The organism is Corallococcus aberystwythensis, from assembly GCF_003612165.1.
GTDB lineage: Bacteria > Myxococcota > Myxococcia > Myxococcales > Myxococcaceae > Corallococcus > Corallococcus aberystwythensis.
The window spans coordinates 1-392 of the sequence record NZ_RAWK01000615.1 but is presented as its reverse complement, the minus strand read 5'-3'; the positions used below and the strand labels follow the sequence as shown (position 1 = coordinate 392).

Sequence of the window (392 nt, the reverse complement as noted above, 5' to 3'; positions counted from 1 at the left end):
ATATGGGGCAGCGCACGCCGCAGACCATCGGTGAAGAACTGCTGGATTACCGCAACTATCTGGAAATGGAAGTTGAGGTTAACCGTGGTTCCGATGGCTGGCTGCGCGCAGAGTCTGGTGCATTGTCGACCGGTGAGGCGATTGGTACCGGTATGTCGATTCTGGTGATGGTGGTACAAAGCTGGGAAGATGAATCTCGCCGCCTGCGCGGTAAAGATATCTCTCCTTGCCGCCTGCTGTTCCTCGATGAAGCAGCGCGACTGGATGCTCGTTCTATCGCCACGCTGTTTGAATTGTGTGAGCGTTTGCAAATGCAACTCATCATCGCAGCGCCGGAAAATATCAGCCCGGAGAAAGGCACCACCTATAAACTGGTGCGTAAAGTCTTCCAG

General features: G+C 54.1%; 1 protein-coding gene. It reads left to right on the top strand.

Going from position 1 to position 392, the window contains the following annotated elements; translation table 11 throughout:
* On the top strand, positions 1-392 hold a 392-nt coding region (locus tag D7W81_RS41745), incomplete at both ends, for an SbcC/MukB-like Walker B domain-containing protein (protein ID WP_147445869.1).